Origin of the sequence: Sphingomonas floccifaciens (assembly GCF_042681125.1) — a bacterium.
Taxonomy (GTDB): Bacteria; Pseudomonadota; Alphaproteobacteria; order Sphingomonadales; family Sphingomonadaceae; genus Sphingomonas; species Sphingomonas floccifaciens.
In genome coordinates this window covers 249428-263166 of sequence record NZ_JBHUFC010000006.1, presented here as the reverse complement: position 1 = coordinate 263166, position 13739 = coordinate 249428, and the positions used below count along the sequence as shown (strand labels likewise).

Genomic DNA, 13739 nt, shown 5'->3' with positions numbered 1-13739 from the left:
CGGCCCCGTCCGGCCGCGTCGACTGGGGGGAACAGGACAGATGTCGGCAATGATCGCCGCGGCCATGATCGCACAGGCCGCGCAGCCCACGGTGCAACAGGCCTTCGAAGCCGCGACGGCGTTGCAACGCGACAAGAAATTCGCCGAGGCACTGGCGGCGTGGGAAGCGCTGGAGAAGCGCGTCGCCGGCAATCGCCGCACGCTGGCGATCATCGCCGCGCGCAAGGCCATGCCGCTCTATAAGCTCAACCGGCGGGACGAATCGATCGCCGCGGCGCGAACCGCGCTGGCCGGCCTGCCGGAAAGCGACACGACGCTCAGAGCCGACCGCTATGATACGCTGCTGCTGCTGGCTGCGGTCGCGAAGGCCTCGCTCGACTATGCCGGCGCCGTGTCGCTCTATGCCGAGGCCGGTCGGTTCGCGGATCAACCCGGCGACCAGCTGGGCGCGTTGCTCGGCGAAGCGGAGACCGGCATCTTCGTCGCGCCCGATCGCGCCCGCGCCGCGCTCGACCGCGCCGATGCGATCATGGCCGGCAAGACCGTCGCGCCCGCCGTCATCGCGGATTTCCAGCGCCAGCGCACCTTGCTGCTGCTCAATACCGGCGATGTCGCGGGTGCCCGCAAAATGGGGTTGAAGACCGTAACCACGCTCGGCGGCCTGACGTCGCGGGTCGACCTGCGCGATGTCGCGGCGCGATCGGACGTAGCGATAGCGGCCCTTTTGGCGGGCGACGAGGAGGAGGCGCGGCGGTACATGGCCTATACCGGGGCGGGGCGGCTCGGTGACGACAAGGCGCTGTCGCCCGGCACCGGCATCACGCCCCCCGATTGCGGCGGCGACGCCGGTCTGAAGCCGAGCGATGTCGCCATCGTCCAATTCTCGATCGGCGAGGACGGATCGGTGACCGCGAGCGAGCCGGTCTACGCCGCCGGCGGCGGGCGCGTCGCGCTGGAATTCGCGCGGGCGGCGCGTCGCTGGTCGTGGGAAGCGGAGGAGGTGAAGGCCCTGCCGCCCTTCTACCGATACAACGTGCGGGTCGAGCTGCGATGCTCGGTGGCGTTCGAGCGGCCGTCCTTGCAAGCGGCGCTCGCCGGTGATCTTGCCGAGTGGTTGCAGACGAAGCGTGTGACGCTGGCGACGGGTACGGAGCGGCTGACGCCGGCCGAACTCGTGACGCTCACGTCGTCCCTGCCGGCCGCGGGGAGCGAGACGATCGCCGCCGTCCCTGTGCTCTATCGCCTGATGACGAATTCAGCCGTGGGCCGGGAGGAGACGTTGACTTACGGTCAGCGAGCGATGGCGATCATCGACAGGAGCGATGCACCGCCGCTGGCCCGGCTGGCGGTGGCGCTGCCGACGTTGAAGGCCAGCAGTGCGGAAGCGTGGCGGACTTCCCCGTTGCGCCAGCGACTGGAGGTGTTGCTGACCGACCCGCGCTACGCCAACGACCCCCGTGCCCGCGCGGTGCTGCGTCTGGAACTGGCTGACAGCAACAAGCCCGGATCGGCACGTTCGGTCGAAATGCTGCGTGCGGTCGCCGACGATGCTGCACTGCCGGACAAGGACCCGTTCAAGGTCGGCGCGCTCGTCCGGCTGGCTTCGGCGGAAAAGATCGCCGGGCGGCCCGATATGGCGCGGGCGATGTTCGAACGGTCCGGACTGGCCGCCAGCCAATGCGCGCTGGTCGACAAGCAGCCGCAGCTGCTGCGCTTCAATGGCGAATTTCCACAGGAAGCGCGCCGCTGGGGGTTCGAGGGATGGGTGCAGGTCGAAAGCGATATCGATGCAGAGGGGCGGGCGCTGAACACGCGGGTCGTTGCCGCCTATCCACCCTTTGTCTTCAGCGACGGTGGGCGCGATCTGGTCGCGACGGCCCGGTTCGCCAAGACCTTCCGTCCCGACGGCGGTCTGGGGTGTGGGGGGACGTCGACCAAGATCAGGTTCAAGCTGGCGAACTAGGCTTCGGCCGATCGACGCGCACAGTGGCCAAGCGTCCTGACTTGCGTCGCCCGGCATCGGCCCTATGTCGGGGCCGATGGCGCGGCCGACACGTTCCGATAACTGGGGTTTCCCTCGCTGGGGCGGCTATGGCTCGTCGCGCGAGGCGACGACCGTGCGCCTGTGCGACCGCCATGGATGCGAGGAACCGGGCAAATGCCCCGCGCCCAAGGCACCCAACAGCCCCGAACGCTGGTATTTCTGTCAGACCCACGCGGCGGAATACAACAAGGGCTGGGATTATTTCGCCGGCCTCTCGGCGGAGGAAGCCGCCGCGCGCGAGGCAGATGAGCGGCGCGATGCCGGCGGTTTCTCGCAATCGAAGCATAACAGCTGGGCGGGGCCGGGCGACGGCACGCGGTCGCGCGACGAAATGCGTGCGCTCGATGTGCTGGAGCTGGAACCGGACGCCGATTTCGAGGCGGTGCGTGTCGCATGGCGGCGGCTGGCGAAGGCGAGCCATCCCGATGTGAAGCCGGGCGACGCGGAGGCAGCGACGCGGTTCCAGGCGATCCAGGCGGCCTATGAAGTGCTGCGGACCGCCGAGGAACGCCGGCAGTGGAAGCCCGCGTGATCCGCCACCTGCCGTCGGGGTGGGAAGACGCGGTCGTCATTTGCGGGAAATGTTCGAAGAAGCTGAGTGGAGGCTTTGGCGATCGTGGCCGGTTGTCGCTGGCGAAGGCGCTGCGCAAACGGCTGGGACTCGCGAAGGGACGCAAGGCTGCGATCGGGATCGTCGAGACGAAGTGCCTCGGGGTCTGCCCCAAACGCGCGGTCGTCGTCGGACGGGCTGGCGGGTGGCTGGTCGTGCCGGAAGGGACCGAGGTCGATCGGGTCGCGGCCGAGCTGGGGTTGGGCGAGGCCCAATGACTGCCTCTCACGTCCGTTCGCCCTGAGCTTGTCGAAGGGCTGTCCTTCTTCGTGCCTCAAGGCCCGTCGCACGACGAAAAGGGCAGTGCTTCGACAGGCTCAGCACGAACGGGGGGCGACGGGCGGGCGGGCGCTACGCGTACCGCAGCGCCGTCTCGCGGATCAGCGCGATCATGTTAGGGATGCCCTGGGTCCGGTTCGAACTGAGCTGGTTCCGCAAGTCGAACGGCGCCAGCGCGCCTTCGATATCCGTCGCGAGGATCGCTGCCGGTGTCTGGTCCTGGACCGTCAGCAACACCAGCGCGATGATCCCCTTGGTGATCGCGGCGTTGCTGTCGGCCAGGAAGTGCAGCCGCCCGTCGTCCCGGACGGTGGGATAGACCCATACCGAGGCCGAACAGCCGCGCACAAGCGTCGCGTCTGTCTTCAAGGCCTCGGGCATCGGCTCCAGGTCGCGGCCGAGGTCGATCAGCAGGCGGTAACGATCGTCGGCGTCGAGGAAGCCATATTCGTCGGTCAGGTCGGCAAGGGTGGTCATCCCTCGCCCCTACGCCGGGGGTGGCTCAGAGGTCCACCCCGGCGGCGATCGCTTCCAGCTTGCGGATGCGTTCCTTGAGGTCCGCGATCTCGATGCGGGCGCCGGCGCTGGGGACGCTGGGCGCCTCGTCCAGCTCGCGACGGGCGTTCAGCTCCTGTGCCTTCAGCGCCAGCCAGCCGCGCCAGCCGGTCAGGGTCGCCATCGTCACCATGCCCAGGCCGGCGAGGCCGGCGGTGGCGATCGTCAGGTAGGAATTGGGGTCGGTCATCATGCCATACTTCCTGTCAGGCTTGAATGTCAGTTGCGGGGGCCGCGCAGCTTCTCGATCTCACGATCGAGCCGCAGGCTGCCTTCGTTGTCGGTGACCACGCGTTCCAGCACCTGGATGCGGTCGCGCAGGTCGGCGATCTCGCTCTTCAGGCGGTGGTTCTCCGCCGCGGTCGAAGCATCGCCCATCATGTCGAACTCGCCGCGGACGTCGCGACGACGGATGCCCATCTTCGCCTTGACGATGTTGGCGAACATCACGATCGCGACGATCATCACCACCATGAATTGACCACCGGACATGCTTGTAACTCCCTCTTTTATCGTTGTTTTGCTGTAGTGGGCTTATTCGGCCGGGTGGAGCGCCGCTTCGCGGGCCTCGCGGCGGCGGGGGCGGTCGACCCGCTCGGTCAGATAGCAGCCGACTCCGGCCACCGCCGCCATGACGATGCAAAATACCAACATTGTCGTGTGTCCCTGGTTGAGTTTGGCCGGGCGGAAAATCCCGCCCGCACCCCTCGAAAGTCAGTTCAGCGGCGGGTTCGTCCGCTCATCGCGCAGCCGCTCGATCTCTTCCGAGACGCCCATGCCGCTGTCGGTCACGATCCGCTCCAGCACCCGCACTCGCTGTTCCAGCCGTTCGGTGTGGGCGGCATATTGCGCCGCCTTCTCCGCGGTCTGGGCATTGAGCGCTTCGGCCATCTTTTCCTTGTGGGTCAGCCAGCGCTTGAACATTTCGCTGCCGATCCCGAGGATGACCGGCAGGCCGATCACCACGAAGCAGATCATGAAGATGGTGAAGCCGTTCATCGTCGTAGGTCCTTCGTTCAGCGCAGGGCGTCGATTTCGCGGGCTGTCCGCTCGGCGGGGTCGGTGGCGATGCGTTCTAGCACCGCGATCCGCTCCTCCAGCCGGCTGACCTTGCCCTGAAGCGTGGCGTTCTCGTTCGTCAGCAGCTCGATCTTCCGTGTGTCGGCGAGCGCCTTCTTGCCTTCCCCGGTAGCGCCCCACTCATCGGTCGGCTCATAACCGTGTCGGGCGCGGATCCAGTTGTTGATCAGCCAGCTGCCCATGCAGATCGCCACGATCATGATGACGAAGAGAGGTTTACCCCATTCCATCATATGTCTCCCGCTCGAGGCCTGCGCTTAGCGCAGTGCCTCGATCTCTTCGGCCAGGCGCGTGTTGCGGCTGGTGTAGTGGGTCTCGATGTCGGCCAGGCGACGGTCGAGCTCGCGGAACTTGCTGCGGACCTCGGCGGTCGAGCGCTTGGGGTTCGACCGGACGCCCTGCCAGAACTTCTCCTGATCCGGCGTCTCGTAGAGGTCGTAGGGCTTCTTCGGCGCCAGCACGCCGGCGGCGATGTAGCCGACGATGACGATCCCGTTGCTGACGACGGTCAGCAGGACCATCCCGACCCGAACCAGGGTCACGTCGATCCCGGTATAGTCCGAGATGCCGGCGCAGACGCCCATCCACTTGCCGTTGGGCTTGTCGGTGTAGAATTTCGTGCGGGCAGCCATGTCTCAGTTCCTCCGCGAAAAATCATAGTCTTTGATCGGGCTCGGGCTGGTCGTCGCATCGGACGTCGGGGCCGAGAGGTGGCGGAAATCGGGATTGTCGGCAGCGACGATGCGTTCGACCGTCTGCACTCGGTCCTCAAGACGGCGGGCGAAGTGATAGAGCTCATCGAGCAACTGTTCGTCTTCGTCGGTAATCCGCGGCGCCTGCTTCCACTTCGTCACGTAATGGAAGATCAGCCAGGGCAGGCCGATGAAGATGCAGGTGATCGCGATCAGCGGTACGAAAATCTCCTCCATCGCCTCAGCCCTCCTTGTTCAGGCGCGCCTTGAGCGCGGCGAGCTCGGCGTCCACCTTGTCGCTGGAGCGCAGGTCGGCGAATTCGTCCTCCAGCGTGCGGACCGCGCCCAGGCCGGCGGCATCCGCGCGCCCTTCGGCTTCGTCCACGCGACGCTCCAGTATGTCGAAGCGCGAGAAGGCTTCCGCAGTCTTCGGACCCGCATACATGTCGCGCAGGCGGAAGCGGTTGTTGGCGCTTTCCAGCCGCGTCTCGACCGAGTTCTGGCGGGCGCGGGCCTCGCTCAACTTCTTCTGGAGCTTCGCGATATCGACTTCGTAGGCGCGCAGCGCGTCGTCGAGCACCGAAATCTCGGCGTTCAGCTGATCGCACATGTCGGCAGCCTTCTGGCGCTCCAGCAGAGCCGCCTTGGCAAGATCCTCGCGGTCCTTCGACAGCGCCAGCTCGGCCTTTTCGGTCCAGCTCGCCTGAAGCCCTTCGAGCTTCATGATGTGGCGGCGCATTTCCTTCTGGTCGGCGATCGTGCGGGCGGCCGAGGCGCGGACCTCGACCAGCGTGTCCTCCATCTCGGAGATGATCATGCGGACCATCTTCGCGGGGTCTTCCGCCTTGTCGAGCAGGTCGGTCACGTTGGCGGCGATGATGTCGCGGGTCCGGGAGAAGATACCCATCGAAAACTCCTACACTCACTCACATATGTCTTGCCGGGGTGGGGCGAGGGATCCCACCCCGGCTCGCCCGGCCCAGGGGCCTGAACCGGACGGTTGCTCATAGCATTGCAGGGGGCGTGCCAAATCCAAAAACCCCGGATTTGCGTCGTTTTTCGACCCTGCCGGTATCGATCCGATTTAGCTGCTTGCTAACAGTTGGCGATTTACGCCATGCAGAGGCAATGGCTATCCAGCGCACAACCCAGGTCGTAGGACAATCGAGCGCATTTCTCGACTCGCTGGAGCGCGCCAGCCGCGCCGCGGCGCTCGATCGGCCGGTGCTGGTGATCGGCGAGCGCGGGACCGGCAAGGAACTGGTTGCCGAGCGTCTTCATCGCCTGAGCCCGCGCTGGGACCAGCCACTGGTCGTCATGAACTGTGCCGCGCTGCCCGAGACGCTGATCGAGGCCGAACTGTTCGGGCATGAGGCGGGCGCCTTCACCGGCGCGACCAAGGCCCGCGCGGGGCGGTTCGAGGAAGCGGACGGCGGCACATTGTTCCTCGACGAGCTGGGCACGCTGAGCATGGCGGCGCAGGAGCGGCTGCTGCGCGCGGTCGAATATGGCGAGGTCACGCGGATCGGTGCGTCACGGCCGATGCGTGTCGACGTACGGATCGTGGCGGCGACCAACGAGCATCTGCCCGAGCGGGTCGAGAAGGGGACGTTCCGCGCCGACTTGCTCGACCGGCTGAGCTTCGAGGTCATAACCCTGCCGCCGCTGCGCGCGCGGTCGGGCGACATATTGGTGCTCGCCGACTTCTTCGGGCGGCGCATGTCTTCGGAGATCGGCCGCGATCGCTTTCCCGGCTTCGGCGTCCACGCAACCGATGCGCTGACCGATTACAGTTGGCCGGGGAATGTCCGCGAGTTGCGCAACGTCGTCGAACGGGCGGTCTATCGCTGGGACCGGCCGGGGCCGATCGACGAGATCGAGATCGATCCCTTTGCCTCACCGCATCGTCCCGGAGCGGCGCGAGGCAAGCCGTCGGAGCCGCCGCGTTCCGGCTCGAACGTGCCGATCGAAGAACCCGTGGTGGCATGCGAGGAAGGTCCGTCCGACTTCAAGGCGCGCGTCGCCCGGTTCGAGCGCGAGTTGCTGACGAAGTGCCTGGCCGAGCATCGCTACAACCAGCGCCAGGCCGCCGCCGCACTCGGCCTGAGCTATGACCAGTTGCGGCATGCTTTGCGTCGACACGGGTTGCTCGGGGCCGGCTAACCTCCCATATCGCCGCCGTAACGACCGCGGACCCTCAACGGCGCCCGCGCGTTGCTGCGACGACATTCCAAACTGGAGACGATCATGGCCTTCGAACTTCCGCCGCTCCCTTACGCCTATGACGCGCTGGAGCCGACGATCGACAAGGAGACGATGACGCTCCACCACGACAAGCACCACAAGGCCTATACCGATAAACTGAACGAGTTCGTCGACGGTGATGCATCGCTGCAGGGCCAGTCGATCGAGCAGATCATGTCGAGCCTGAGCGGCAAGCCCGCGGGCCTGCGCAACAACGGTGGCGGCTATTGGAACCACGACTTCTTCTGGAAGTCGATGAAGGGCGGCGGATCGCAGCCGACCGGCGCGCTCAAGGACGCGATCGAGGCCAAATGGGGTTCGGTCGACGCGATGAAGGAAAAGTTCAACGCGGCCGGCGTCGGGCAGTTCGGATCGGGCTGGGTGTGGCTGATCGTCGGCGAGGACGGCGAGCTGGCGATCACCTCGACGCCGAACCAGGACAATCCGCTAATGGACGTCGCGGAGACGAAGGGCACGCCGATCCTGGGCAACGACGTGTGGGAGCACGCCTATTACATCTCGTACCGCAACGTGCGGCCGGATTATCTGAAGGCGTGGTGGAACGTGGTCGACTGGGACGTCGCCAACGAGCGGTATGACGCGGCGAAGAAGTAAGTGAGTCTCACGCCCTCTCCCCGTCAGGGGAGAGGGATGGGGAGAGGGGAAGGTGTCTCACCGAGACCGGTTCTCGCGGACAGGCCCCTCTCCCAACCCTCTCCCCGGAAGGGGAGAGGGCTTGTTTTGTCATCCCTCAGGCGGCACCGGCGTATCGCCGTCGACCGTCAGCCCGTTCTTCAGCAGCATCGGAATGTTCGCCAACGCGAACACAAACGTCGCGGGCATCACCACCCATAGCTTGAACGCGGCCCAGCGGGTCAGGTCGTCGCCGGGTGCCAGCATCCGCCATGCGATCTCGTTCGCCACTGCCATGACCGCGAAGAATACCGCCCAGCTGATCGTCAGCTTGCGCCACCCCGCCTCGGTCAGGCCCGGATAAGCGCTCTCCAGCATCAGCTTCAACATCGGTCGCCCGGTCGCGACGCCGAACGCCAGGATGCCGGCGAGCATCGCATAGACGATCGTCGGCTTGACCTTGATGAAGGTCGTGTCGTGAAAATAGAGCGTCAGCGCCCCGAACACGAGCACCAGCCCGCCCGAGAACCACAGCATCGGCGAGATGCGCCCGAGCTTTAGCCGCGACACGATCATCGCCGCGGCGATCGCGACCATGAAGGCGACGGTCGCGGTCAGTGCCTTGGCGATCTGCGGGCCGGGCGCGAGTTGATTGACCGCGAAGAACACGACCAATGGACCCGCGTCGATGCCTAGGCGTAGGAGGGGGGAGGGGGCTTTGTCGGCAGCCATTCGCAAATTTCCGTTCGTGCTGAGCTTGTCGAAGCACCGTACTTCGTGCCGCGAGCGACTGGCGTGTGTATCGCAGAACGGTGCTTCGACAAGCTCAGCACGAACGGAAATAACGGCCTGTCAGGCCCGCAACGGGTACCGATCAGAGCAATTCGTCCACCCCGGCGATCATTCGCCCGACCTCGGTCGGGTCGAACGGCCGCAGGTCGTCGATCTTTTCGCCGACCCCGATGGCGTGGATCGGCAGGCCGTATTTCTCCGCCGCCGCGACCAGCACGCCGCCGCGCGCGGTGCCGTCGAGCTTGGTCATGACCAGGCCGGTGACGCCGGCCACTTCCTTGAAGACCTCGATCTGGCTCAGCGCATTCTGACCCGTCGTCGCGTCGAGCACGAGGACCACGTCGTGCGGGGATTCCACGTTCAGTCGGCCGAGGACGCGGCGAATCTTCGCGAGTTCGTCCATCAACTCGCGTTTGTTCTGCAACCGGCCGGCGGTGTCGACGATCAGCACGTCGATGCCGGTCGCGGTCGCCTGCTTGACCGCTTCGTAAACGATGCCGGCCGCGTCGCCGCCCTCGGCGCCGCTGACGATGGGTACGCCGATCCGCTCCGCCCAGGTGCGAAGCTGGCCGATCGCGGCGGCGCGGAACGTATCGCCGGCCGCCAGCATCACGCCGTAATCCTGCTCCAGGAACAGGTTGGCGAGCTTGGCGATCGTCGTCGTCTTGCCGCTGCCGTTGACGCCGATGACCAGAATGACCTGCGGGCGCGGAAAGGCCTCGATCTCCAGCGGCTTGGCAACGGGGGCGAGCGCCTTGGCGATCTCCTCGGCGACGACGACGCGGATGCCGAGCTCCTCCATGTTGCGCTCATACTGCCCGTCGGAGAGCCGCTGGCGGACGCGTGCGGAGGTCGCCGGGCCGAGGTCGGAGGCGATCAGCGCCTCCTCGATATCGTCGAGCGTCGCATCGTCGAGCCGCGCCGCGCCGAGCCCGGCGAGGTTGCCCGTCAGCCGGTCAGAGGTCCGCTTGAAGCCGCCGAGCAGGCGCTGCGACCAGGATGGGGTGGTGCTCATGAAATCTGTCCGATCAATTGGCCGTCGGCGATGTGAGTAATGCTGGCGATAACCAAATCACCCGTTCGGGCTGAGCTTGTCGAAGGGCTGTCCTGCTCTTCATCCTGCGGGATCGAAGAAGGACAGGGCTTCGACAGGCTCAGCCCGAACGGCAGGGAAAGGGTGATGCTTGCGAAATTCTCGGCATGGCCCCGATCGCCGGGAGCTTCGACCAGCACGCGCTGCTCCGTCCCCACGAGCGACGCGAGCCACCTCGCCCGGTGCGCCTCTGCCTCGGCCCGCAGCCGCGCCGCGCGGTCCTTCACCACAACCGGCGCGACCTGCGGCATCCGGGCGGCCGGCGTGCCGGATCGCGGAGAGTAGGGAAACACGTGCGCGTGGACGATGTCGCAATCTGCGATCAGCGCGACGCTATTGGCGAACATCGTCTCATCCTCGGTCGGAAAGCCGGCGATGATGTCGGCGCCGATCGCGATCTCCGGCCGCTTCGCCTTCAGCCCCTCGACCAGCGCGACGCTTTGCGCACGGCTGTGACGCCGCTTCATGCGTTTGAGGATCAGGTCGTCACCGGCCTGAAACGACAGGTGCACATGCGGCATCACGCGCGGCTCGCCTGTCAGCAGGTCGAACAGGCGATCGTCGATCTCGATCCCGTCCAGCGACGACAGGCGGAGCCGGGGCAGGGTCGGCACAAGCTTCAGGATGCGCTCGACGAGGTGACCGAGCGTCGGCGCGCCGGGCAGGTCGTGACCGTAGCTGGTCAGGTCGACGCCGGTCAGAACGACCTCGTTATGCCCCGCCGCGACCAGGCCCGCGATCCGCTCGACCACGGCGCCGGCCGGGACAGATCGGCTCGGCCCGCGGCCGAAGGGGATCGCGCAGAAAGTGCAGCGGTGGTCGCAGCCGTTCTGGACTTCGACGAGGGCGCGGGCGTGACCCTCGAACCGGACAGGTGCGGGAAGGGCCGGAGCGCCCCAGTGCGATGGCGCCAGCTTGTCGAGATTGCCGACCACCCGGTCGACCTCCGCCATGCCCGCGAACCCGGCGGGGTCGATCGTCGCCGCGCAGCCGGTCACGACGATCTCCGCGCCCGGCCGCCGGCGGCGGGCGCGACGGATCGCAGCGCGGGTGGCCTTCACCGCGTCGTTCGTCACCGCACAGCTGTTCACCACCACGACGTCACGGTCACCGAGATACCCCCGGATCGTTTCGCTTTCGGCGATGTTGAGCCTGCAGCCGAGCGTAATCACCTCGGGCGCCAAGGGAGCGAGCATGACGGGTCATCTAGGGCCATCATCGGCCTATCACAACGGCCATGACGGAGCGTATTTTCGCGCAGGGCTAGAAGCGAGGAGAGAGCGATGCAATTGCATCGTGACCGACGAGCGACGCCGCCCTGCGCGAAAATACGCCCGCCGCCCCGCGGTTGGCTCCACTTGCCCGCCGGCGGCGTCGCGCGTCTTGCACGTAGCAGCGCTACGTGCTGCAACACGCTTCTCGCCGGACGAACAGGTGGAGCCAATCATGGCCATTGTGATAGACCGATGATGGCCCTCGGGCCGGGCACCGGCGAAATCTATGACGCGGCGCAGAAGGTCAATGACTTCTGGTTTTCGCTGACCGAGGAACAGCAGTTCGCCAAGGACCCGGTGCTCGACCGCGCCATAGCCGACAATTTCGCTCAGATGCGTCAGGATGTGCTCGACAGCGACGCGCTCGGCTGGCGCGCGGAGCCGGAGACGATATTGGCCGCGATCATCCTGCTCGACCAGTTCAGTCGCAACCTCTACCGCGGCCAGGCCAAGGCGTTCGAGGCCGATCCGCTGGCGCTGTCGCTCACGCATGACGCGCTCGACAAGGGATGGGACGCGGTGTTGCCGCCCGAGCGCGCGGTGTTCCTGCTCATGCCGCTGATGCATGCCGAACAATCGCAAGCCCAGGCTCTGAGCGTCGCGAAGTTTGAAGCATTGGGATTGGAAAAAAACGCGAAGTTCGCGCGCGACCATGCGGAGGTGTTCGAACGTTTCGGCCGCTTCCCCGGTCGCAACGAGGCGCTGGGGCGCGGTTCGACCGAAGAAGAGCTAGATTACCTCAGCCAGCCAGGCGCCGGCTGGTAACCTCGGCCAACGGATCGGGCGTGCGGCCGACCAGCATGCCGCGCTCGGCGAGCAGGCGGCGGGCGCCGGCGATCGACAGCGGCTTGCCGTAATGCCAGCCCTGCCCCTTGGCGATGCCGAGCGCGATCAGCCGTTCCTCGATCTCCCCATCCTCGACGCCCTCGGCGGTGACCGGCAGGTTCAGGCTGTCGCCCAGCCGCGCGATCGCACCTACGATCGCGGCAGAGTCGGCGCTTTCGGTGAGCGAGGTGACGAAGCTCTTGTCGATCTTGATCCGGTCGAAGGGCAGCGCGCGCAGATGGGCGAGCGAGGAATAGCCGGTCCCGAAGTCGTCGAGCGCCAACCGGACGCCCTGGTTCTTGAGACTCGCGACGGTGGACTGCGCGAGCGCAAGATTGTCGAACAGCGCGGTTTCGGTGATCTCGATCTCGCAGCGCCGGGCGGGGAAGCCCGTTTCGGTCAGCACCTTGATGATCTTCTGTGCGAGCCACGCGTCGCGCAACTGCCACGGCGAGATGTTGACCGAGATGATCAGGTCCGGGTCCCAGTCCCGCGCGGCGGCGAAGGCCTGGCGCAGGATCGACAGCGACAGGTCGGCGATCATGCCGGTTTCCTCGGCGATTCCGATGAACGCGTCCGGGCTGATCAGGCCCCGCGTCGGATGGTCCCAACGCGCCAGCACTTCGAACCCGGTCAGGCGGCGGGTGCCCAGATCGACCTGCTGTTCGAAATAGGGCACGATCTCCTGCCGGGGAATGGCGAGGCGCAGCCCGCTTTCCAGTTCGTTGCGGGTCTGAAGCTCCCGCTCCATCTCCGCATCGAACCAGGCGAACCGGTTCTTGCCGGACTTCTTGGCGGCGTACATCGCGATGTCCGCGGCGCGGAGCAGCGGCTCGATGGTCGCGCCGTCGGTATCCGATCGCGCGATGCCCAGCGAGGCGGAGATATGGCAACGGATGCCGTCCGCGTCGAACGGCTGCGCCATGCGGCTGACCAGCTTTTCGGCGATGCGGACGACGACGTCGGGATGGCCGGCGTCGAACAGGAAGCCGCAGGCGAATTCGTCGCCGCCCAGCCGCGCGACGAGGGCGCCGGACGGCAGCAACCGCTCCATCTCGGCCGCGACGACGCGTAACAGCGCGTCGCCGACCGAGTGACCGTGCATGTCGTTGACCGACTTGAAATGGTCGAGGTCGACCATGAGGACAGCCATCGCCTTGCCACGCTGGACGGCCCGGGTGAGCGCGATGGCGCCTTCCTCCGCGACGCTGCGGCGGTTGAGGAAGCCGGTCAGCGGATCGCGCGCCGCGAGCATCTGCGCGCGTTCCTCTGCCGCGGCCCGATCGACGACCTCCTGTCGCAGCGAGCGGTGACGCCGCCAGCCGAGCAGGATGAGCGCGACGTTCAGGATCAGCGCGACGACCAGTGGTTGATCGACCGGATCGGGCGCGTTGTTGACGTAGCGATCCAGCGTCGTCGACAATACCGAGCTGCCGATCCCGACGAACATCAGGATCGCCGCAACGCTGATGGCGCCGGTCACCAGTTCGGCGCGAGAGGCGCTCAGGCGCTGATCGCTGATATCCGTACGCACGCTGTCCATTCGCCTTCCCCGGATTGGTCGGCGGAGGGGTAGCGATGCAGGGTGTAGATGCGGTTAAGGCGCACCGGCCTTGCG

Annotated in this window: 18 protein-coding genes; 6 read left to right on the top strand and 12 right to left on the bottom strand. The window is 66.5% G+C overall.

What is annotated here, in order from left to right:
- The first annotated feature begins 40 nt into the window (after positions 1-40).
- The 3 genes from ACFSC3_RS14795 to ACFSC3_RS14785 all read left to right on the top strand — a co-directional run bounded on the left by ACFSC3_RS14795 (position 41) and on the right by ACFSC3_RS14785 (position 2872).
- Positions 41-1963 carry a hypothetical protein gene (locus ACFSC3_RS14795; protein ID WP_380941197.1) on the top strand — a complete coding sequence of 641 codons (1923 nt, stop codon included), beginning with the start codon at positions 41-43 and terminating at the stop codon, positions 1961-1963.
- A 76-nt stretch (positions 1964-2039) separates the two neighbouring features.
- Positions 2040-2576 (top strand): J domain-containing protein, encoded by a 537-nt coding sequence (locus ACFSC3_RS14790; RefSeq protein ID WP_380941196.1) that lies wholly within the window; start codon positions 2040-2042, stop codon positions 2574-2576.
- On the top strand, positions 2573-2872 hold the full coding sequence (locus ACFSC3_RS14785) for a (2Fe-2S) ferredoxin domain-containing protein (protein ID WP_380941195.1): 300 nt from the start codon (positions 2573-2575) through the stop codon (positions 2870-2872). Before ACFSC3_RS14790 ends, ACFSC3_RS14785 begins: the two co-directional genes overlap by 4 nt.
- A 133-nt stretch (positions 2873-3005) precedes the next feature.
- On the opposite strand, the gene ACFSC3_RS14780 is transcribed toward ACFSC3_RS14785, so the two are convergent.
- The 8 genes from ACFSC3_RS14780 to pspA form a co-directional block, all read right to left on the bottom strand.
- Complete coding sequence (locus ACFSC3_RS14780) at positions 3006-3410, bottom strand: SufE family protein (protein ID WP_380941194.1); 405 nt, start codon at positions 3408-3410, stop codon at positions 3006-3008.
- Positions 3411-3435: 25 nt separating this feature from the next.
- On the bottom strand, positions 3436-3678 hold the full coding sequence (locus tag ACFSC3_RS14775; RefSeq protein WP_380941477.1) for a hypothetical protein: 243 nt from the start codon (positions 3676-3678) through the stop codon (positions 3436-3438).
- A 29-nt stretch (positions 3679-3707) separates the two neighbouring features.
- On the bottom strand, positions 3708-3980 hold the full coding sequence (locus ACFSC3_RS14770) for a hypothetical protein (protein ID WP_380941193.1): 273 nt from the start codon (positions 3978-3980) through the stop codon (positions 3708-3710).
- 222 nt (positions 3981-4202) lie between these two features.
- Entirely contained in the window at positions 4203-4487 is a 285-nt protein-coding gene (locus ACFSC3_RS14765) for a hypothetical protein (protein ID WP_380941192.1), read from the bottom strand.
- Positions 4488-4504: 17 nt separating this feature from the next.
- Positions 4505-4798 carry a hypothetical protein gene (locus ACFSC3_RS14760; protein WP_380941476.1) on the bottom strand — a complete coding sequence of 98 codons (294 nt, stop codon included), beginning with the start codon at positions 4796-4798 and terminating at the stop codon, positions 4505-4507.
- A 27-nt stretch (positions 4799-4825) separates the two neighbouring features.
- Positions 4826-5200, bottom strand: a complete 375-nt coding sequence (gene pspC / locus ACFSC3_RS14755) for an envelope stress response membrane protein PspC (RefSeq protein WP_380941191.1) — start codon at positions 5198-5200, stop codon at positions 4826-4828.
- 3 nt (positions 5201-5203) lie between these two features.
- Positions 5204-5497 (bottom strand): envelope stress response membrane protein PspB, encoded by a 294-nt coding sequence (gene pspB, locus ACFSC3_RS14750; protein WP_380941190.1) that lies wholly within the window; start codon positions 5495-5497, stop codon positions 5204-5206.
- Between the two features lie 4 nt (positions 5498-5501).
- Positions 5502-6167: a phage shock protein PspA gene (gene pspA, locus ACFSC3_RS14745; protein ID WP_380941189.1), complete on the bottom strand. Its 666-nt coding sequence runs from the start codon at positions 6165-6167 to the stop codon at positions 5502-5504.
- Positions 6168-6394: 227 nt separating this feature from the next.
- On the opposite strand from pspA, the gene pspF reads away from it, so the two are divergent.
- Positions 6395-7423 carry a phage shock protein operon transcriptional activator gene (gene pspF / locus ACFSC3_RS14740; RefSeq protein ID WP_380941475.1) on the top strand — a complete coding sequence of 343 codons (1029 nt, stop codon included), beginning with the start codon at positions 6395-6397 and terminating at the stop codon, positions 7421-7423.
- An 84-nt stretch (positions 7424-7507) separates the two neighbouring features.
- Positions 7508-8119, top strand: coding sequence for a superoxide dismutase (locus ACFSC3_RS14735; RefSeq protein WP_380941188.1), 612 nt, complete (start codon positions 7508-7510; stop codon positions 8117-8119).
- A 129-nt stretch (positions 8120-8248) separates the two neighbouring features.
- Here the strand turns inward: ACFSC3_RS14735 and ACFSC3_RS14730 are convergent, their stop codons facing one another.
- From ACFSC3_RS14730 to ACFSC3_RS14720, 3 genes are all read right to left on the bottom strand, one after another.
- Positions 8249-8869, bottom strand: a complete 621-nt coding sequence (locus ACFSC3_RS14730; protein ID WP_380941187.1) for an inner membrane-spanning protein YciB — start codon at positions 8867-8869, stop codon at positions 8249-8251.
- A gap of 142 nt (positions 8870-9011) precedes the next feature.
- Positions 9012-9944, bottom strand: coding sequence for a signal recognition particle-docking protein FtsY (gene ftsY, locus ACFSC3_RS14725; RefSeq protein WP_380941186.1), 933 nt, complete (start codon positions 9942-9944; stop codon positions 9012-9014).
- The gene (locus ACFSC3_RS14720) at positions 9941-11218 is read right to left on the bottom strand and encodes a MiaB/RimO family radical SAM methylthiotransferase (protein ID WP_380941185.1); all 1278 of its coding nucleotides are present in this window, start codon (positions 11216-11218) and stop codon (positions 9941-9943) included. The genes ftsY and ACFSC3_RS14720 overlap by 4 nt, the downstream gene beginning before the upstream one ends.
- A 270-nt stretch (positions 11219-11488) precedes the next feature.
- Here ACFSC3_RS14720 and ACFSC3_RS14715 point away from each other — a divergent pair, with 270 nt between their 5' ends.
- Positions 11489-12061, top strand: coding sequence for a DUF924 family protein (locus ACFSC3_RS14715; protein WP_380941184.1), 573 nt, complete (start codon positions 11489-11491; stop codon positions 12059-12061).
- Here ACFSC3_RS14715 and ACFSC3_RS14710 read toward each other — a convergent pair.
- Positions 12036-13664 carry a putative bifunctional diguanylate cyclase/phosphodiesterase gene (locus tag ACFSC3_RS14710; protein WP_380941183.1) on the bottom strand — a complete coding sequence of 543 codons (1629 nt, stop codon included), beginning with the start codon at positions 13662-13664 and terminating at the stop codon, positions 12036-12038. The genes ACFSC3_RS14715 and ACFSC3_RS14710 overlap by 26 nt on opposite strands.
- Positions 13665-13739: the final 75 nt, after the last annotated feature.

What these genes read in the sequence shown, in the direction of transcription:
- ACFSC3_RS14795 (WP_380941197.1), top strand. Translation starts at nt 41, where the DNA reads ATGTCGGCAATGATCGCCGCGGCCATGATCGCACAGGCCGCGCAGCCC.
- ACFSC3_RS14790 (WP_380941196.1), top strand. Translation starts at nt 2,040, where the DNA reads ATGGCGCGGCCGACACGTTCCGATAACTGGGGTTTCCCTCGCTGGGGC.
- ACFSC3_RS14780 (WP_380941194.1), bottom strand. Translation starts at nt 3,410, where the DNA reads ATGACCACCCTTGCCGACCTGACCGACGAATATGGCTTCCTCGACGCC.
- ACFSC3_RS14775 (WP_380941477.1), bottom strand. Translation starts at nt 3,678, where the DNA reads ATGACCGACCCCAATTCCTACCTGACGATCGCCACCGCCGGCCTCGCC.
- ACFSC3_RS14770 (WP_380941193.1), bottom strand. Translation starts at nt 3,980, where the DNA reads ATGTCCGGTGGTCAATTCATGGTGGTGATGATCGTCGCGATCGTGATG.
- ACFSC3_RS14765 (WP_380941192.1), bottom strand. Translation starts at nt 4,487, where the DNA reads ATGAACGGCTTCACCATCTTCATGATCTGCTTCGTGGTGATCGGCCTG.
- ACFSC3_RS14760 (WP_380941476.1), bottom strand. Translation starts at nt 4,798, where the DNA reads ATGGAATGGGGTAAACCTCTCTTCGTCATCATGATCGTGGCGATCTGC.
- pspC (WP_380941191.1), bottom strand. Translation starts at nt 5,200, where the DNA reads ATGGCTGCCCGCACGAAATTCTACACCGACAAGCCCAACGGCAAGTGG.
- pspB (WP_380941190.1), bottom strand. Translation starts at nt 5,497, where the DNA reads ATGGAGGAGATTTTCGTACCGCTGATCGCGATCACCTGCATCTTCATC.
- pspA (WP_380941189.1), bottom strand. Translation starts at nt 6,167, where the DNA reads ATGGGTATCTTCTCCCGGACCCGCGACATCATCGCCGCCAACGTGACC.
- ACFSC3_RS14735 (WP_380941188.1), top strand. Translation starts at nt 7,508, where the DNA reads ATGGCCTTCGAACTTCCGCCGCTCCCTTACGCCTATGACGCGCTGGAG.
- ACFSC3_RS14730 (WP_380941187.1), bottom strand. Translation starts at nt 8,869, where the DNA reads ATGGCTGCCGACAAAGCCCCCTCCCCCCTCCTACGCCTAGGCATCGAC.
- ftsY (WP_380941186.1), bottom strand. Translation starts at nt 9,944, where the DNA reads ATGAGCACCACCCCATCCTGGTCGCAGCGCCTGCTCGGCGGCTTCAAG.
- ACFSC3_RS14720 (WP_380941185.1), bottom strand. Translation starts at nt 11,218, where the DNA reads ATGCTCGCTCCCTTGGCGCCCGAGGTGATTACGCTCGGCTGCAGGCTC.
- ACFSC3_RS14715 (WP_380941184.1), top strand. Translation starts at nt 11,489, where the DNA reads ATGATGGCCCTCGGGCCGGGCACCGGCGAAATCTATGACGCGGCGCAG.
- ACFSC3_RS14710 (WP_380941183.1), bottom strand. Translation starts at nt 13,664, where the DNA reads ATGGACAGCGTGCGTACGGATATCAGCGATCAGCGCCTGAGCGCCTCT.